The organism is Streptomyces sp. 3MP-14 (assembly GCF_006334905.2).
In the GTDB taxonomy this organism is placed as follows: Bacteria; Actinomycetota; Actinomycetes; order Streptomycetales; family Streptomycetaceae; genus Streptomyces; species Streptomyces triticirhizae.
Genome location: NZ_VDLZ02000003.1, coordinates 204212 through 220258 on the forward strand (window position 1 = coordinate 204212; position 16047 = coordinate 220258).

11 protein-coding genes are annotated in these 16047 nt (G+C 73.0%); 8 read left to right on the top strand and 3 right to left on the bottom strand.

Translation table 11 applies throughout. The features are described from left to right. Positions 1-55 precede the first annotated feature (55 nt). The 7 genes from FH609_RS05460 to FH609_RS05490 all read left to right on the top strand — a co-directional run bounded on the left by FH609_RS05460 (position 56) and on the right by FH609_RS05490 (position 13009). Positions 56-3952, top strand: a complete 3897-nt coding sequence (locus FH609_RS05460) for an Rne/Rng family ribonuclease (protein WP_139666041.1) — start codon at positions 56-58, stop codon at positions 3950-3952. 272 nt (positions 3953-4224) lie between these two features. Next, entirely contained in the window at positions 4225-4548 is a 324-nt protein-coding gene (rplU, locus tag FH609_RS05465) for a 50S ribosomal protein L21 (protein WP_139666042.1), read from the top strand. A gap of 14 nt (positions 4549-4562) precedes the next feature. Further along, positions 4563-4823, top strand: a complete 261-nt coding sequence (rpmA, locus tag FH609_RS05470; protein WP_122399804.1) for a 50S ribosomal protein L27 — start codon at positions 4563-4565, stop codon at positions 4821-4823. Positions 4824-4952: 129 nt separating this feature from the next. Continuing rightward, positions 4953-6395 (top strand): GTPase ObgE, encoded by a 1443-nt coding sequence (gene obgE, locus FH609_RS05475; RefSeq protein ID WP_139666043.1) that lies wholly within the window; start codon positions 4953-4955, stop codon positions 6393-6395. Positions 6396-6598: 203 nt separating this feature from the next. Next, the gene (locus tag FH609_RS05480) at positions 6599-8104 is read left to right on the top strand and encodes a bifunctional cytidylyltransferase/SDR family oxidoreductase (protein ID WP_139666257.1); all 1506 of its coding nucleotides are present in this window, start codon (positions 6599-6601) and stop codon (positions 8102-8104) included. Then, positions 8101-10152, top strand: a complete 2052-nt coding sequence (locus FH609_RS05485; RefSeq protein ID WP_139666044.1) for a hypothetical protein — start codon at positions 8101-8103, stop codon at positions 10150-10152. The genes FH609_RS05480 and FH609_RS05485 overlap by 4 nt, the downstream gene beginning before the upstream one ends. 100 nt (positions 10153-10252) lie before the next feature. Continuing rightward, on the top strand, positions 10253-13009 hold the full coding sequence (locus FH609_RS05490; RefSeq protein WP_226961421.1) for a CDP-glycerol glycerophosphotransferase family protein: 2757 nt from the start codon (positions 10253-10255) through the stop codon (positions 13007-13009). 96 nt (positions 13010-13105) lie between these two features. On the opposite strand, the gene FH609_RS05495 is transcribed toward FH609_RS05490, so the two are convergent. After that, positions 13106-14242 carry an acyltransferase family protein gene (locus tag FH609_RS05495; RefSeq protein ID WP_139666259.1) on the bottom strand — a complete coding sequence of 379 codons (1137 nt, stop codon included), beginning with the start codon at positions 14240-14242 and terminating at the stop codon, positions 13106-13108. Positions 14243-14439: 197 nt separating this feature from the next. Here FH609_RS05495 and FH609_RS05500 point away from each other — a divergent pair, with 197 nt between their 5' ends. Next, positions 14440-15120: an alpha/beta family hydrolase gene (locus tag FH609_RS05500; protein ID WP_139666045.1), complete on the top strand. Its 681-nt coding sequence runs from the start codon at positions 14440-14442 to the stop codon at positions 15118-15120. Positions 15121-15197: 77 nt separating this feature from the next. Here FH609_RS05500 and FH609_RS05505 read toward each other — a convergent pair whose 3' ends face one another. Both FH609_RS05505 and FH609_RS05510 read right to left on the bottom strand, forming a co-directional pair. Then, complete coding sequence (locus FH609_RS05505; protein WP_139666046.1) at positions 15198-15440, bottom strand: hypothetical protein; 243 nt, start codon at positions 15438-15440, stop codon at positions 15198-15200. After that, entirely contained in the window at positions 15430-15972 is a 543-nt protein-coding gene (locus tag FH609_RS05510; RefSeq protein WP_139666047.1) for a glycine-rich domain-containing protein, read from the bottom strand. Before FH609_RS05510 ends, FH609_RS05505 begins: the two co-directional genes overlap by 11 nt. Between the last annotated feature and the right edge of the window lie 75 nt (positions 15973-16047).

Sequence of the window (16047 nt, forward strand, 5' to 3'; positions counted from 1 at the left end):
GCGCCCGCCGTGACTGGGTGGGGTGCCCGGGAGCGTGACGGGAGAACCGCCCGCAATGCACGATCGACACGACTCCGCCCAGGCGGACGGTGCGGAACGCACCGACGACCAGAGCACACAGGACCCGCAGACCCCGAGCGACACCCTGCCGCCGCGCCGCCGGCGCCGCGTGGCCAGCCGCCCGGCCGGGCCGCCGGCCCCCACCGCCGAAACCGCTTCCGGCGCCGCCGCTTCGGCGGAGCCGACGTTCGCCGAGCCGGCGAGCGTGCCGCCCGCCGAGTTCGTGGCGGCGCCCGAACCCACGGTCGTCGAGGAGCCGGCCCCGCCGCGCCGCCGGCGCCGCGCGACCCGCCCGGTCTCCGAACCGGCGCCCGTCGCCGGCCAGCCGGCCGCCGAGCAGCCCGCCGAGACGCCCGTGACCGCCGAGGAGACCGCGCCGGTCGCCGAGCCGACCGGGGTGCCCGAGGTCGCCGAGCTGGTGGACGTGGCCGAGCCCGTCGCCACCGGCGCCCCGGCCGAGGTACCGGCCGCCGAGGAGGAGCCGGCCCCGCCGCGCCGCCGGCGCCGGGCGACCCGTCCGGTCTCCGAGCCCGAGGCCGAGCCGCCGGTGCGCCGCCGCCGGGCGGCCAAGGCCGCCGAGGCGAAGGCCGTGGCCGACGCCGGGCCGGCCGAGACCGGGGCGGCGTCGGCCGCCGAGGTCGTCGCCGAACCGGCCGACGGCGGCGCCCCCGAGGTCGTCGAGGCGGCCGAGGCCCCGGCCCCCACCCGCCGCCGGCGCCGCGCCGCCCGTTCCACCGCCGGCGCCGAGCCGGGGGCCGAGGCCGCCGAGCAGCCCGCTGAGCAGGCCGACCAGCCCGAGGAGAAGGTCGCCGCCGAGGCGCCGGAGCAGCCCGCGGAGGCGCCCGAGACGCCGCGCCGTCGGCGCCGCGCCGCCCGTTCCACCGCCACGACCACCACTGCCGCAGCCGAGCCGGAGGTCGAGAGCCGGGACGAGCCCAAGCGGGCGCGCCGGGCCGCCGAGCCCGTGCCCGAGGAACGGCAGCCGCAGCCGCCGGCCGCCCCGGCGGCGCCCACCGCCGTGTTCCGCGCGCCGGTCTTCCAGGCGCCCATGTTCCAGACGCCGCAGCGCGCCGCCGAGGAGGCGTACCGCAGCGCCGACGCCGAGCCGGACGAGCACGACGAACTGGCCGAGGAGACCGACGAGCTGACCGAGGCGACCGCCGCCGAGGACGCGGAGCCGACCGCCGAGGCCGGCGAGCCGGAGGCCGACGCCGAGGAGCCGGGCGACGAGGGCGGCCGGGAGCGGCCGTCCCGCCGGCGCCGCAGGGGCGGCCGGCGCCGCCGCAGGGGCGAGCTGGCCGAGCGGGCCGCCGCCACGGCGGGCGGCGAGCCGGAGGCGGCCGGCCCGGCCGAGGCCGGCGAGCCCGAGCCGGAGCCGGAGGCCGAGGCGGCGGAGGCCGGCGCCGAGGAGGACTCCGCCGAGGACGGCGAGCAGCGGCGTTCCGAGGAGGGCGGCGGCTCGTCCCGCCGCCGCCGTCGGCGCCGCCGGCGCAGCGGGGACGGCGCCGAGCCGGCGGCCACCGAGGACGACCCCGAGCGCACCGTGGTCAAGGTGCGCGAGCCGCGCCGCAAGCGGGACGAAGCGTCCGAGGCCGCCGACGGGGTGCAGTCCATCAAGGGCTCGACCCGCCTTGAGGCCAAGAAGCAGCGCCGCCGCGAGGGCCGCGAGCAGGGCCGCCGCCGGGTGCCGATCATCACCGAGGCCGAGTTCCTGGCCCGCCGCGAGTCCGTGGAGCGGGTGATGGTGGTCCGCCAGCAGGGCGAGCGGACCCAGATCGGGGTGCTGGAGGACGACGTCCTCGTCGAGCACTTCGTCAACAAGGAGCAGTCCTCGTCCTATGTGGGCAACGTGTACCTGGGCAAGGTGCAGAACGTGCTGCCCTCGATGGAGGCCGCGTTCGTCGACATCGGCAAGGGCCGCAACGCGGTGCTCTACGCCGGCGAGGTCAACTTCGAGGCGCTGGGCTTCGGGCACGGGCCGCGCCGGATCGAGACCGCGCTCAAGTCGGGCCAGCCGGTGCTGGTGCAGGTCACCAAGGACCCCATGGGCCACAAGGGCGCCCGGCTGACCAGCCAGATCTCCCTGCCCGGCCGCTATCTGGTCTATGTCCCCGAGGGCTCGATGACCGGGATCAGCCGGAAGCTGCCCGACACCGAGCGGTCGCGACTGAAGCAGATCCTGAAGAAGATCGTTCCCGACGACGCGGGCGTGATCGTGCGCACCGCCGCCGAGGGCGCCACCGAGGACGAGCTGACCCGCGACGTGGAGCGGCTCCAGGCGCAGTGGGCCGAGATCCAGAAGAAGAGCAAGAAGGGCAACGCGCCCAGCTTGCTCTACGGCGAGCCGGACATGACCGTCCGGGTGGTCAGGGACATCTTCAACGAGGACTTCTCCAAGGTCATCGTCAGCGGCGACGCGGCCTGGGAGACCATCCACGGCTATGTCGCGCATGTGGCGCCCGACCTGACCGACCGGCTCCAGCGCTGGACCTCCGAGGTGGACGTCTTCGCCACCTACCGGATCGACGAGCAGCTGATGAAGGCGCTGGACCGCAAGGTCTGGCTGCCCAGTGGCGGTTCGCTGGTGATCGACCGGACCGAGGCCATGGTCGTCATCGACGTCAACACCGGCCGGTTCACGGGCCAGGGCGGCAACCTGGAGGAGACCGTCACCAGGAACAACCTGGAGGCGGCCGAGGAAATCGTTCGTCAGCTGCGGCTGCGCGACCTCGGCGGGATCATCGTGATCGACTTCATCGACATGGTGCTGGAGTCCAACCGGGACCTGGTGCTGCGCCGCCTGCTGGAGTGCCTGGGCCGGGACCGCACCAAGCACCAGGTGGCCGAGGTCACCTCGCTGGGGCTGGTCCAGATGACCCGCAAGCGGGTCGGGCAGGGCCTGCTGGAATCGTTCTCCGAGTCCTGCGCGCACTGCAACGGGCGCGGCGTCATCGTGCACATGGAGCAGGCGCACCTCGCGGGCGGTGGCGGCGGCAAGAAGAGCCGCCGGCGCGGCAAGGGCGGGAACGCGCCCGAGCCGACCGAGGTCCCGGAGCCGGTGGGCGCCACCGAGGCGCCGGAGCCGGTGGGTTCGGAGGAGGCCGTCGAGCCGATCGTTCCCGAGGAGACCGCCGAGGTGGTCGCCGAGCCGGAGCCGGTCGAGCCGTTGGCGTCCTCGGAGGCGGCCGAGCAGGTCGAGCCGGCCGAGCCCGCGACCGGGCGTCGGCGTCGGCGGGCCACCCGCAAGGTGAGCGCGCCGGCCGGGCCGCCGAAGGTCGCGGAGGAGGGCGTGGTCACGGTGGTGACGACGCCGGAGCCGGAGCCCGTGGCTGTTGCCGAGCCGCAGCCGGAGCCCGAGCCGGTGGGCGTCGAGGAGCCCAGGCCGGCGCGTCGGCGGGGCAGCCGCAAGGTGACCGTCCCGGCGGGCGCCCCGCGCGCCACGGCCGAGCCGGCCGTGCTGGTGGTGTCCCACGAGTCGGCGAACGGCGCGGCCGCCGAGCCGCAGCCGGAGCCGCAGCCCGAGCCCGAGCCCGTCGCGAGCGAGGCGCCCGCCGCCGCGCCGGCCCGCCGCCGGGTGGCCCGCCGGGCCGCCGGCTCGCCGGAGGGCGCGGAGGAGGCCGTGGTCACGGTGGTGACCGCCGAGCCCGCCGAGGCTGAGGCCGAGCCGGCCGAGCCCGCCGCCAGGAAGACCACCGCGAAGAAGGCCACGACGAAGAAGGCCACCGCCAAGAAGACGACGGCCAAGAAGTCCACGGCCAAGAAGGCGGCCAAGAGCGCCCCGGCGAAGAAGTCGGCGGCGAAGAAGGCCACCGCGAAGAAGGCCACGACGAAGAAGACGACCGCCAAGAAGACGACGGCCAGGAAGGCATCCTCCACGGCGGCCGAGGACTGACCGGCCGAGGACTGACCGGCCGAGGACTGATCCGACCCGGGTGTGACGGTCGCCCGCCCACCGGCGGGCGGCCGTCACCACGGCGGATTTGACCGGCTTGTTGAGCCGTCCGTATTCTTGGCGATCGGCGTGTCACTGGACACGCCCTGCCTCTGAGCACCTTCCTCCCGACGACTGCCAACGGCCGTTCGCCGCGCGGTCGGGAGAGGCCGGGCGCCTCGCCGCCCGTCGCTGGCATCAGGGGTTCCGCATCGAGTGAGAGAGAGTTTGGCGTGTACGCGATTGTGCGCACCGGCGGTCGACAGCAGAAGGTCGCCGTGGGCGACGTCATCGAGGTCGACCGGCTGGCGACGAAGGAGGTCGGCGACACCGTCGAACTCTCCACCCTGCTCGTGGTGGACGGGGAGACCGTGACCAGCGACCCGTGGGTGCTGGCCGGCGTGAAGGTTCAGGCCGAGGTGCTTGACCACCACAAGGGCGAGAAGATCCGGATTCAGAAGTTCAAGAACAAGACCGGCTACCGCCGGCGGATGGGTCACCGTCAGCTGCACACCCAGCTGAAGGTCACCGAGATCCCCGCCCCGGCCGCGAAGTAAGGGACTGAAGCGAGATGGCACACAAGAAGGGCGCGTCCTCGACGAGGAACGGCCGTGACTCCAACCCCCAGTACCTTGGCGTGAAGCGGTTCGGCGGCCAGGTCGTCAACGCGGGCGAGATCCTGGTCCGGCAGCGCGGCACCCACTTCCACCCCGGCAAGGGCGTGGGCCGTGGCAAGGACGACACCCTGTTCGCGCTCCAGCCGGGCGCGGTGCAGTTCGGCACCTACCGTGACCGTCGGGTCGTGAACGTGGTGCCGGTCGCCGCCAGCTGAGGCGCGGCCGGGAGAAGCATCCGGGGCGGACCGCACTTCCCTCGCCGGGAAGCGGTCCGCCCCTGGCGTTGTTGCCCCAGCAGGACACCCCTGTTCGGAACAGTTCGAAACCGCCGGGAGGCACCTGTCATGACCACCTTCGTGGACCGCGTCGAGCTGCATGTCGTCGCGGGTAACGGGGGCCACGGCTGCGCCTCCGTGCACCGGGAGAAGTTCAAGCCGCTGGGCGGCCCGGACGGCGGCGACGGCGGGCGCGGCGGGGACGTGATCCTCGTGGTCGACCCCGAGGTCACCACGTTGCTCGACTACCACCACCGCCCGCACCGCAAGGCCACCAACGGCAAGCCGGGCGCGGGCGGGAACCGCACCGGCGCGCTCGGCAAGGACCTGGTGCTGCCGGTGCCCGACGGCACCGTGGTGCTCAGCCCCTCGGGCGAGGTGCTGGCCGACCTGGTGGGCGCGGGCACCTCGTTCGTCGCGGGGCAGGGCGGCCGGGGCGGCCTGGGCAACGCGGCGCTCGCCTCGCCGCGCCGCAAGGCGCCCGGCTTCGCGCTGCTGGGCGAGCCGGGCGAGAGCCGGGACCTGGTGCTGGAGCTGAAGACCATCGCGGACGTGGCGCTGGTCGGCTACCCGAGCGCCGGCAAGTCCTCGTTGATCTCGGTGCTCTCGGCGGCCCGGCCGAAGATCGCGGACTACCCGTTCACCACCCTGGTGCCCAACCTGGGCGTGGTGACGGCCGGCGAGACCGTCTACACGGTGGCCGACGTGCCCGGGCTGATTCCGGGCGCGAGCGAGGGGCGGGGCCTGGGCCTGGAGTTCCTGCGCCATGTGGAGCGCTGCGCGGTGCTGGTGCACGTGCTGGACTGCGCGACGCTGGAGACGGAGCGCGACCCGCTCACCGACTTCGAGGTGATCGAGCGGGAGCTGGCCCAGTACGGCGGGTTGGACGACCGGCCCCGGCTGGTGGTGCTCAACAAGACGGACATTCCCGAGGGCCAGGATCTGGCGGACATCGTGCGCCCCGAACTGGAGGCGCGCGGCCTGCGGGTTTTCGAGGTCTCCGCCGTTTCCCGAAAAGGTCTTCGGGAACTCTCCTTCGCGCTCGGCGAGCTGGTCGCCGCCGCCCGCGCCGCGAAACCGCGCGAGGAGGTCAAGCGCGTGGTGATCAGGCCCAAGGCCGTTAACGAGGTCGGCTTCACCGTTAGCCCGGAAGGTGAAGGTTTGTTTCGGGTTCGGGGAGAGAAGCCGGAACGTTGGGTGGTGCAGACCGACTTCAGCAACGAGGAGGCCGTCGGTTATCTGGCGGACCGGCTCAACCGGCTGGGCGTGGAGGACGAACTGCTGCGCCTGGGCGCCAGGGAGGGCGACGGCGTCGCCATCGGGCCCGAGGACGACGCGGTGGTCTTCGACTGGGAGCCGTCGGTCACGGCGGGCGCCGAGATGCTCGGCCGACGTGGCGAGGATCACCGGATGAACCCGCTGCGCCCGGCGGCCCGTCGGCGCCGCGACCGGGAGGCCCAGCGCCGGGACGCCGCCCAGCGGGAATTCGAGGAATTCCGGCCCTTTGACTGATTTGCGCGATTCGGGGCTTGTAAGCAACGCGTGAAAACCCCTGCTCCGCTGGCCGTTTGGGGGCCCCGCAGGGTAACGGTACGCTGTCTCAAAGCGATAACGGTCAACAACGTTAGTCCGGCTTGGGGGTCAAGCTTCGACGGGGGTTAACCTTCTCCTCGCGTAGGCGACACTTCTTGATACCGGCAGGAGCTTCCTTGACCATGCAACCCAAAGGGCCGTCCCCGCACACCACAGCGGTCGTTCTCGCCGGTGGCACGGGCCAGCGTGTGGGGCTTTCCATACCGAAGCAGCTGATCAAGGTCGCCGGTAAGGCCGTCATCGAGCACACCCTGGCCATCTTCGAGGAGGCCGACGACATCGACGACGTCATCGTGCTGATGGCCCCCGGGTACGCGCAGGACGTCGAGCGCATCGTCGCCAAGAGCGGGCTGACCAAGGTCAGTCGGGTCCTGGAAGGCGGCGCCACCAGGAACGAGACCACCCAGCGCGCCATCGAGGCGCTGGGCGAGGGCCTCGCCGAGGGCGAGGACCGCAACGTCCTCTTCCACGACGCCGTGCGCCCGCTGCTCTCCCAGCGCGTGATCAGCGACTGTGTCCGGGCGTTGGAGCGCTACCAGGCGGTGGACGTCGCCATACCGTCCGCCGACACCATCATCGTCACCCGCACCCACGGCGAGGACGGCGAGTTCATCACCGACGTCCCCGACCGCTCCCGGCTGCGGCGCGGCCAGACCCCGCAGGCGTTCCGGCTCTCCACCATCCGCCGCGCCTACGAGATCGCCGCCGACGACCCCAACTTCCAGGCCACCGACGACTGTTCCGTGGTGCTGAAGTACCTGCCCGACGTGCCGATCCACGTCGTGCCCGGCGACGAGTTCAACATGAAGGTGACCCAGCCGGTCGACGTGTTCCTCACGGACAAGCTCTTCCAGCTGGCCTCCACGGCCGCCCCCGCGCAGTCCGACGAGGACGCCTACCGCGAGCGGCTCGCCGGCAAGACCGTGGTGATCTTCGGCGGCTCCTACGGCATCGGCAAGGACATCGCCGACCTGGCCGCCGGCTACGGCGCGACCGTCTACCCGCTGGGCCGCTCCACCACCGGCACCCACGTGGAGAACCCGGAGGACGTCGCCGCCGCGCTCGCCAAGGCGCACGCCGACACCGGCCGCGTCGACTACGTGGTGAACACCGCCGGCGTGCTGCGCATCGGCAGGCTCGCCGAGACCGACGACGCCACCATCGAGGAGGCGCTCAAGGTCAACTACCTGGCCCCGGTGCGGATCGCCAGGGCCGCCCACCGCTACCTCGCGGAGACCGGCGGCCAGCTGCTGCTCTACACCTCCAGCAGCTACACCAGGGGCCGGGCCGAGTACAGCCTCTACTCCTCCACCAAGGCCGCCATGGTCAACCTCACCCAGGCGCTCGCCGACGAGTGGGCCGCCGACGGCATCCGCGTCAACTGCGTCAACCCCGAGCGGACCGCGACGCCGATGCGCACCAAGGCGTTCGGGCAGGAGCCGGCGGGCACGCTGCTCTCCTCCGAGGCCGTCGCCCGCACCTCCCTCGACGTGCTGCTGTCCACCATGACCGGCCACGTCATAGACGTCCGCCAGCAGGACCCCACCGCCGACGCCACCCAGGCCGGCTCCTTCGAGCGCGCCCTGGCCGCCGCCCTCAGCTCCGACGCCGCCGGGGGGGTGGCATGACGGCAGGACTGCTGCGCCGCCTCGCCGGCGTGACGACCACCGCCGAGCTGCTGGCGGCGCTGGTCGTGGTGGTCAGCTACCCCGTGATGCTGCTCACCGCACTGCTGCCGGCCACCGGCGGCTTCGTCGTCGCGGCGGCCGCGAGCTACCTCGGCGACCACTACCTGCACCGCAGCGGCAGCTATCTGCTGGTGCGGATGGGCAAGGCCAGGGTCGGCCTCACGGTCCGCTTCCTGGTCCGCCAGCTGCTGCTGGTGCTGCTGCTGGCCCGCACCGGCTGGACCGAGGAGACGGTGGCCCAGGTCGCCGTCGTCGGGCTGCTCGCGTTCTACGCGCTCCAGATCCCGCACACCGCGCTGGTCACGGTGCTGCGCCGCAAGCGCAGGCTGCCGTTCGCCACCCGCAACATCGACCTGTCGACGATGCCGGTGCCCGACGGCGCCCCGCGTTGGCTCACCCACCGCGCGGTCGAGAAGGTCCTGCACGCCGAAGTCCCCATGTTCGCCGGCCTGTTGGCGGTGGTGATCACCGAGGACACCCGCTACGGCTACGTCGGGATCGTCGCCGCCCCCGCGCTGGTGCTCGTCTACCTACTGGTGCTGCTGCCGTATCTGCGCGCCGCCAAGCTGCCGCCCGACCCGGACGCCGCCCTGGAGTGGTTCGACGGCTGGCTGCGCGAGCACCGGCCGGAGACCGCGCTCTACTTCTCCGGCTCCAAGGAGTCCGTCTACCAGGTCGACATGTGGCTGGAGACCATGGAGCGGCTGGACACCAAACCGCTGGTCATCCTGCGGGAGCGGGCCATCCTCAACCGGCTGGCCACCACCACCGTGCCGGTGGTGTGCGTGCCCAGCGCGGTCCACCTGATGAACATGGACCTCTCCATGCTCCGCGTCGGCCTCTACCCGGCCAACGTCGGCAAGAACCTCCACCTGCTGCGGGTGCCCACCATGAAGCACGTCTTCATCGGGCACGGCGACAGCGACAAGATCGCCAGCATCAACCCGTACGCCAAGGCCTACGACGAGGTGTGGACCGCCGGCCGCGCCGGCCGGGACCGCTACGCGCTGGCCGACGTCGGGGTGCGCGACGAGGACATCGTCGAGGTGGGCCGCCCCCAGCTGGCGTCCATCCTGCCGGCGAGCGCCCGCCCCGAGGGCCGCATCCCCACCGTGCTCTACGCCCCCACCTGGGAGGGCTGGACCGACGACCCGGGCAACACCTCGCTCATGCTGGCCGGCGAGAACATCGTCCGCCGGCTGCTGACCGCCGAGCGCCCGGTGCGGGTCATCTACAAGCCGCACCCGTTCACCGGCACCCGCAACCCGGCCGCCGGCGCCGCCCACCAGCGGATCGTCGCGCTGGTCGAGGAGGCGGCCGTCGCGCGCGCCGCCGACCCGCGCTGGGCCGCCGAGGCCGAGCGCACCGCCGCCGAGCGGGCGGCGGCGCGGGCCAGGCTGCGCGCCATCGACGAGGCCGGCCGGGGCCGCGGCGCCACGCTCGCCGCCGTCTGGGACGACGCCTCGGTCTCCCGCGACGCCCAGACCCCGGCGGACCAGGCGGCCGTCGAGGAGCGCGGCTTCGCCGAGTGGAACGAGGCGTTCTGGCGCTCGTTCGGCTGGTGGGAGCACCGGGTGATCACCGGCTCCGAGCCGCGCCTGTTCGACTGCTTCAACGAGTCCGACGCGCTGGTCTCCGACATCTCCAGCGTGGTCTCCGACTGGATCGCCAGCGGCAAGCCCTACGCCGTCAGCGACTCGGCCGAGCTGGGCCCCGAGGAGTTCCGCCGACAGAACACCGCCGTGCGGGCCGCCGTCATCCTGTCCAACGACGCATCCCAGATCGACGAGTTGCTGGACGCGGTGACCACCGGACCCGACCCGCTCGCCCAGGACCGCGTCGAGCTGCGGCACTACCTGCTCGGCCCGGACGAGCCCAGCTCGCTGGAGCGGTTCAACACGGCGGTCAACGCGCTCGCGGCCCGGGCCGAGGCGCGCAACCAGGCCCTGGGCGAGACCGGGGCCGCCGCCGTGGTGAGCACGTCCTGACCCTTGGGCAGCAGCCGGCGCCCCGCCGGCCAGTCCCACCGCCCACTGGTTCGTAGTAAGAGGAAGAGGCACGAGGTCCGTGGTCGCGAAGCCTGAAGAGATGATCCCGGAGGAACTCCGGCGACGGATGCGGTTCCTCCCGGAGGCCACCGGGGCGGAGCGCGAGGAGTTCTTCGACGCGGTCGCCGCGTTCCTGGCGGAGGCCGACGAGAACAAGCTGCGGAAGTTCCCGCCGGTGGCCCGGATCAAGTGGCACCTGGCCAGGGAACGCCGCGTCGACGAACTGCTGGCCGTGCTGAACTTCGAACGGGACAACCCGACGGCGTTCCCGGTGCGCGGCCGGCTGCGGCCCTGGGTCGCGATACCGGGCGTCGACACGGCCCGGCTGCCGTCGGCCGTCAACCGGCTGCGGCTGCGGGAGATGCCGGTGCGGGCCAAGGCCACCGACGTGCTGTGGCAGGACGGCAAGCTGGTGCTGCGCGGCTTCGGCTATGTCGTCAACCTGCCGGACGGGGCGCACGCGCCGCTGCCGAGGCTGGCCTGGCTGCGGGCCAAGGGCGGCCGGCGGGTCCCGGTCAAGCTGCGCGCCGAGGAGTCGACGCGCGCCACCCGGGACTCCAAGCAGGCCCTGCACAACTACGACCACGCCGGCTTCGAGCTGGTCATCGACCCCAACAAGCTGAAGTCGCGGGGCCGTTGGCGGGCCGGCACCTGGGGCCTGACGCTGGCCCTGCCCCGGCCGGGCGGCTACGTGCCGGGCCATGTGGACCGGGTGGACGTCGGCTCAGCCGGCCACTCCCAGTCCCGCGACCTGGGCGACGGCGCCCGGCTGGTGGCCAGCTTCGTCGAGGGCCGCTTCCAGGTCGCCGTCGAGCTGCCCGAGGCCGAGGTCACCGACCAGACGCTGGTGGACGGCGAGACGCTGCGCCTGGGGCTGCGCGCCCCGGCCGGCGGCAAGGTGCCCACCAAGCTGCGGATCGCGCGCAAGGGCCAACAGGCCGGCCCCGCCTACCCGTTGACCGCCGGCGAGTCCAACGAGGCGGGCTTCCGCCGGTTCACCGCCGACGTCCCGCTGGACGACCTGACGGCGGCCGCCACCGCCACCGAGAAGACCATCGACTTCATCGCCCACATCGAGTTCGTGGACGGCAGCGACCGCCGCGCCACCGTTCGCGAGGGCTTCGCGCCGGGCCGCTACGCCCGCCCGTTGAACCGCGAGGTCGCCGTCACCACCGACGGGCCCGGGCTGCTCAAGCTCCACGACCGGGCCCGGCAGGCCGTCGTCGACTCGCTGCGCTGGGAGGGCGGGGCGCTGCTCGTCGAGGGCGCCTACGAGGGCCCCGGCGACACCAAGCGCTTCATCCTGCGCCACGGCGAGCGCTTCGAGGAGCACGTCCTGCCGCTGGAGTGGGCCGACGGCCGGTTCAGCGTGCGGATCAAGCCCGACCGGATGGCCGTCTACGACGCCACCCTGCCGCTGCGCGCCGGCCGTTGGTACATGTGGCTGCGGGACCGGGACGCCTGGGGCAACGGCGCCGACACCCCGGTCAAGCTGCGCGCCGACCTGATCGACACCGCCCTGCCGGCGCGCAAGCGCGTCGCCGGCCGCACCTACACCGTCAACCGCCGCTACTACGACCGGCTCTTCCTCGGCTCCGGCCCGGTGCTGAAGGCGGAGGAGCGCGGCGCCTGGCGCCAGCGGCAGCTGCGGCAGGTCCACACGCCCCGGTTCAAGAAGGAGCCGCTGCGCGAGGCGGTCTTCTACAACAGCTTCGGCGGCAAGCAGTTCTCCGACTCGCCGCGCGCGATCTACGAGGAGTTCGTGCGGCGCGGCATCGAGGTCGAGCACCTGTGGTCGGTCGCCGACGAGCAGGTCGCGCTGCCCCCGGGCGTCCGCCCGCTGGAGTGGCACAGCACCGAGTGGTACGAGGCGCTGGCCCGCAGCCGCTACGTCGTCACCAACGTCGGCCTCGGCGACTGGTACGAGCGGCGCGAGGGCCAGTGCGTGGTGCAGACCTGGCACGGCACCCCGCTGAAGAAGATCGGCGCCGACCTGCTGGGCACGCCCAAGGCCAACCTCGCCTACATCGCCAGCCTGCCGCACCGCTTCCGGCAGTTCGACATCGTGGTCTCGCCCAACGCGTTCACCACCCCGATCATGCGGAACGCGTTCCGCTGCGAGGGCGAGGTGCTGGAGGCGGGCTACCCGCGCAACGACATCTTCCACCGGCCCGACCGGGAGAAGATCGCCCAACGGGTCCGCGCCACCCTCGGCATCCCCGAGGGCAAGAAGGTCGTGCTCTACGCCCCGACCTGGCGGGACGACCAGCGGCACACCGCGTCCAAGTTCAAGCTGGACCTCCAGGTGGACCTGACGGCGGCCGAGCGGGCGCTCGCCGACGACCACGTCTTCCTGTTCCGCAAGCACCCCAAGATCCTGGACGCCATCCCCGGCGCCGGGCAGGGCTTCGTCTGGGACGTCTCGGCCTACCCGGACATCGCCGAGCTGTACTTGATCACCGACGTGCTGATCACCGACTACTCCTCGGTGCTCTTCGACTTCGCGCACTCGGGCCGGCCGATGCTGTTCTTCACCTACGACCTGGAGCACTACCGCGACACGCTGCGCGGCTTCTACTTCGACTTCACCGAGAAGGCGCCGGGGCCGCTGATCAAGACCTCGGAGGAGCTGGTCTCCGCGATCCGCGACATCGACGACGTGGAGCGGGAGTACGTCGGCAAGTACGCCCGGTTCGTCAAGGACTTCTGCGAGCCGTCGGACGGCCTGGCCACCAGCCGGGTGGTCGACCGGATGCTGGAGATCGCCAAGCGGTACGCGGACGGCGGCCGCGCGTAGCGGCGCGGCTCCTTACGAACGTCGGACAAACGTCAACGGCGGGCGCGCACCCGGTCCTTCGGGCGGCGCGCCCGCCGTTGACGTTCGCGTTCCCGTTCAGCCGTTCCGCTCGGCGGGGCGCTCCGCCTGCGGCGGGGTGGCGGCCGGTTCGGCGGCCTGGGGGTTGGCCTGGGGGTTGGCCGGCTTCGCCGGTTTCTTCTCCTCCGGGCGGAAGAACCAGCGCATGTTCGGCTCGACCAGCGGCCGCAGCAGTCGTTGCACCGGCGTCGAGCAGAGCAGCGAGATGCCGACGGCGGAGACCACCGAGGTGATCAACAGCGCGGTCGGGGTGTCCCGCATCAGCTCCGGCTCGTACCAGCCCCACTCCACGGAGCCCCTGATCAGGAAGCCGTGCAGCAGATAGCCGTAGAGGGTGCCCGCGCCCAGCGCGGTGAACCAGCCGTGCCTGCCCGGCACCCACGCCAGGAAGCAGCAGGTCAGCAGCACCGAGCAGCCGAAGAGCGCGAAGGTCATCAGCACGCCGACCCACCAGGGCTCGCCCAACTCCTGGGCGCTGCCCCGGTGGTAGAACCAGGCGTACTCCATCCTCGGCTCCGCCCAGTACGCGAACAGCGCGGCCCCGGCGCCGACCGGCAGCGCCAGCAGCCGCGCCGACCGGCGGCGCAGCATCCGGAAGTGCTCGGCCTTCAGCGTGGTGCCCAGCACGAAGAACGGCAGGAACTGCACCACGCGCTGGAGCTGGAGGTCGCCGCCCATCGTCGGCGAGGCGGTCGCCACGGCGGCCAGCCCCAGCGCCAGCGGCACCGGCCAGCGCACCGCATTCCACAGCGGAACGGTCAGCCGCCAGATGAACAGCGCCACCAGGAACCACAGCAGCCAGCGCGGCTCGAACAGCGGCAGGTAGTCGTTGTCGTTGCCGTCGAGGCGGCGCAGGAAGTAGGTGTAGGCGATCTGGAAGATCACATAGGGCACCAGCACCCCGGTGACCAGCCGCCGCACCCGGTCGGGGCGGCCGTCCCAGTTCCGCGAGAAGTAACCCGCGATCAGGATGAACGCCGGCATGTGGAACGCGTACACGAACATGTACAGCGCCGTGACCGCGCGGGAGTCGCCGCGCAGCGGCTCCCAGGCGTGGCCCATGGCGACCAGCACGATCGCCAGGTACTTGGCGTTGTCGAAGAACGCGTCGCGCTGCTTGGGCGCCGCGCCCTGTCTCGGCAGGCGCAGCGCCATGGTCTGCTCGGCGGGCCGCTCGGTGGGGGGCGGCGGCGAGCCGGTCACGATGCCCTCCGGGGTGCGCGGGGGCGGGTGTGGGGAGGGGAACAGCTCATCACCCTGGCACCCTAACGGCAGTGGGCGCCCCGGTGACCCGGCGGTGTCCACTCGGTGTCCCGCCCGTGTTCCGGCGGGGCCGGCGGCAGACTGGCCCCATGACGGCAGCGACGAGCGGGACGCGGCGCGCGGACCGACGGCAGACGGTGGCGACGGACGCGGGCGAGGCCCGGATCAGCTGGTGGGAGGCGCGGCGGGCGCGCACGGTGCTGGCGCTCGGCCACGGGGCGGGCGGCGGGATCGAGGCGCGCGACCTGGCGGCGCTGGCCGCCGCGCTGCCCGCGCGCGGGGTGAGCGTGGCGCTGGTCGAGCAGCCCTGGCGGGTGGCGGGCCGGCGGGTCGCGCCGGCGCCGCGCACCCTGGACGCCGCGTGGCGCGGGCTGGCGCCGGCGCTGGCCCAGCCGGGGCTGCCGGTGGTGGTCGGCGGGCGCAGCGCGGGCGCGCGGGTCGCGTGCCGCACGGCGGGGGAGACGGGCGCGGCCGGGGTGCTGGCGCTGGCCTTCCCGCTGCACCCGCCGAGCCGGCCGGAGCGCTCCCGCGCGGCCGAACTCCCGCTGGACGGCCCGCCGTTGCTGGTGGTCCAGGGCGGCCGGGACCCGTTCGGCCGGCCGTCGGAGTTCCCGAAGGGCGTGGAGCTGACGGAGATCCCGGAGGCCGACCACTCCTTCGCCGTCCCGAAGCGGGCGGCCCTGAACCAGGAGGAGGCGCTGACGCTGCTGACGGAGACGGTGGGTGAGTGGCTGCTGGCGCGAGGCTTCTCACACGGAAGCGGTCGGTGACCGGCCGGCGCGCTATGGCGCGAACGCCCCCGCCCTTCGCGGCGGGGGCGTTCGTCCGCCTGGCCTCCCGTAGGCGGTCACTCGTCCCCCGATGGGACGACGAAGCCTCGGGACGGCCCCGAACCCGGTCTCCCCTCGGGGAACTTGGCGGTAACGGACGCCAGCACGTCAGCGGTCACATCCCGGCGCGTGACCGGATCGGCCGTGTCGTACACGCGCCACGGCCCTGACGCGTTCTCCGGGTCTTCCGGCGCGACCTCTCCGGGAATGCCCAACCGCCGAAGCACGGCGGCCACATGCCGGGCCTGTTCAGCGTCCACTCGTCCGCCCTCCCTCCGAAGCGGCGCCAGCCTCGCCACCCTCACCTCCGCCGTCGCCGCCCGAGCAGTGCGCGGCGCATCCGCCCGGATTGATCGGGCCACAGCCGCCGGGCTTCGGCGTGTGGGAGCAGTTCGCCACCACCGACACCAGGGCCTTGCCTGGGCCGGTCCACAGTTCGCTGTCCGCGGTGTGCCCGGTCCGCTCGATGAAGGTCACCGTACGCGTGAGGGCGTGATCGTCGTGTCGCCCGACATCGGGACGCTCGGGCCAGTGGTGCACGAAGCGTCCCAGGCACCGGCACAGTCGCTCGTACAGTTTCGTGTGCAGGATCAGGGCGTGCCACCCTTCGTCCACCACGTTGGACGGCGTGATCCTGGCGGCGGGGAACTGCGCGGCCGCGTCCATGAACTTGAGTGCTTCCACCACGACCCGCTCAGCCGTGGGCACCGCCATGCCGGGGTTGTTGTCGATGACCGTCGCGACGACATCCCCGAATGCGGCGGGGGTGAGTAATGCCCGTACATCGTGCATGTGTGTTCCTCCCTGTCGCGGCCGCCCGGCGGACTACCGGCGGTCCGTGGCATTCGATGGTCCTTCGGATGCGAG